The sequence below is a fragment of the Streptomyces sp. NPDC000410 genome (assembly GCF_040300305.1).
Classification (GTDB): domain Bacteria; phylum Actinomycetota; class Actinomycetes; order Streptomycetales; family Streptomycetaceae; genus Streptomyces.
In genome coordinates this window covers 1-2638 of the sequence record NZ_JBEPDM010000118.1, presented here as the reverse complement: position 1 = coordinate 2638, position 2638 = coordinate 1, and the positions used below count along the sequence as shown (strand labels likewise).

Here is a 2638-nt window from a genome sequence, read left to right as displayed (position 1 = left end):
GCGGACCCTGATGAGGGTGACACGGGTGGCGACGGGATCGTGCTGGTCCAGCCGGGGGTCGAGGCCGACACCCTTCCCACCCTGCAAGGCGTCGAGCCGGGCAAGGGCCTCACCCTCGCGGGGGTGGGGGATCCCGGCAAGCTGTCTGCCGAATCCGATGCGGCGCTGAAGTCGATCGCCCGGGAAGCGGCGCAGAAGATCCTCTGGCGCCAGCTGAACAGCAAGCGTCACCCCGTGATCGACGTGACCGTTCATGCGAGTGTCATGACCGGTCGCCCGTACGTGCAAGCAGTGATGCGCAGCCTCATGGCGACGAACAGGTTGCGCGCGTACGTGACCGACGAGCTGACCACTCAGGCAGGCCTGAAGACACCCGTACCGGACGCCGACGCCGTTTGGTTCAAGATCAACGTCGTGAACGGTGATGACACAGGGGACGTGAACATCACGATGCGGCCGGCCCTGGAACCGGTGGTTCTTGGCGAGGGGCGGTTCTTCCTTCCCTCGGTGAAGGATCTGGCCGCTGATGCGTTGATCCGTGAGGGTGTGGAGACGCTTCCGGTTCTTGAGAACGCCGTGGTGGTGGCGGGGCACGGCACTCGCGGACGCATGGAGGTCGAAGGCACCGAGGCGAATGCCGAGGGGCTCCTGGCGTACCTCGAGCAGCAGGGAATCCTCACCTTCACCGTGGGCACGGACAGGGTGAAGCGGTATGACGTCGAGTATCTGGTGTTGGAGGGTTGCGGGAAGCTCGGCGGTGAACATGGCACGTTGGCACAGGAGTTGGCGGAGCTGACGGGTCTGGGTGTGGTGACTCCGTCGGGTGTGGTGTCCGGTATGGGGCCGTTCACGGGTCAGTTCCTGTCGACGCAGACGCATGTGATGGCGGACGGGAAGATCGTGCCCGCGTTGCTGACCGAGGTGAAGCCGTGGACGCTGCACCGCAGGGGCCAGGATCCGCAGGCGTTGAAGAACGATCTGGTCGAATCGCTGCGCGAGCTGAACCTGAAGCCGGTGGTCGCCAAGCAGCCGTTCAAGAGCGCCGACCACAACCAGATCATCAACTTCGCCAAGACCGAAGCCGCCACCGACTCCTCGGTGGAACCCTCGGGCACCGAGGAGGCGCAGGACCAACAGTCGGACATCACACCCGCACTGACCAGGGACCAGTTGGTCCAGGGGATCGTGAGTGATGTGCTCGGCTTCCGTCGTGATCTCGGTGAGATGGAGCGCAAGGCCAAGGAGGGGCTGCGGGATGCACTGAGCTCGGACAAGGTGACGCCGGACGACATCAAGGCGGTCGTAGGGGAGCTCGCCACGGCCGAGATCGTCCAGCACTTGTCGCCGACGGAGCTGTCTCAGTTGGCCTGGGTGGCAGCTGAGATCGGGCACCGCAAGGGCTTCGAAGCGGCAGAACGCTATGTCACGAGCATGGCCCACGGCCTGGACGTACAGTCCGTCCAGCTGAGGCGCATGCATGGTCGGGTCAGTGAGTCGTTCGACATCCTGGCGGAGTACAACCCGTCGGCGCTGAAGTACGAGAGTCTGGACCAGATCAAGGCCAAGGTGCTGGCGCTGGCCTCGAGCAGCGTGAACAACTTGCATGTGGGGGACGGGCGGACGATCGCGCTTGCCAAGAGCTGGGAGCAGTCCACGGTGGACGTGGGCTCGGCGGGGATGAGCAAGTTCTTCCGATGGACCGGCAGGTTGTCCAGGGGGGATGCCGCCGTCTTGTCCGTCCGCGCCAACGCGACGGGGCACATAGAGGCTTGGTGCCGCAACCACGATGCCGGCAAGGCCGGCACGTGGCGCTACCGCTGGAAGAACCCGAACAGGACACCCCAGGCCGATCAGCCTGCGATGGTGCATGTCGGAGAGGCGCAGCCGCTGCCATGGGCGGGTGACGTGATCCTGTATGCGATGTCCCATGCGAACTCCGTGGAGTTCGCGCCGACAATGGCCGCCCCGACACTTGTCAGCCACAAGAACGACCTGGTGCCGACGTCCCCGAAGCACTACGCAGAACTCATCGCCTCGGATCGAGTGTTCTGGGACATGCTGGACTGGGCCGAGGCGGAGGCGGCGTGTCGTCCTGCAGGTGCCAAGGCTCGCGCGTTCTCGGTGGTGCTGAATTCCTGCAATGTCGTGAAGGATGTTGGTCAGGCCCGCTTCTCGGCGGAGGTGGTTGCTTCGCATCTGGCCGAGCGTGTCACCGTGAAGCGTGGGAAGGAGTTCGAGGACGCTGCGCGGGAGTTGGCGAGGGAGGTCGGGTTCGCTGACTGGGATGCTGCGAAGTTCGTGAAGTTGGTGCGGGAGTTCGTGGCCGCGAGTTCCCGGTTGCCGCTTGCGGACGCGTCGGCGCGTGCGCAGGAGGTGGCACGAAGGTTTACAGAGGGGCTGGGTAAGCCGACGGCGGCGATTGATCCGGAGTTGGCGGAGTCGTTCGCCGAGGCGTTGGCGAAGACGCAGCAGCCGATTCCGGAGGGCATGCGGCTCTTCGCCACGCCTTACCTTGCGGGCACGAACCCGAATGGGGTCCTTATTGTTGAGGCTCCTCCTGGCACGGCGGATGCGTGGTTGGAGTTCCCGGTGGGGTTGCCGGTGCGGGGGCGGGTTGTGCCTCGTGCTGGGGTGGGTG

The 2638-nt window shown here is 65.1% G+C and carries 1 protein-coding gene; it reads left to right on the top strand.

What is annotated here, in order from left to right; translation table 11 throughout:
• Nucleotides 1-39 precede the first annotated feature (39 nt).
• Nucleotides 40-2638: hypothetical protein (locus tag ABT342_RS37965; RefSeq protein WP_351584150.1), on the top strand; the 2599-nt coding region annotated here is incomplete at its 3' end.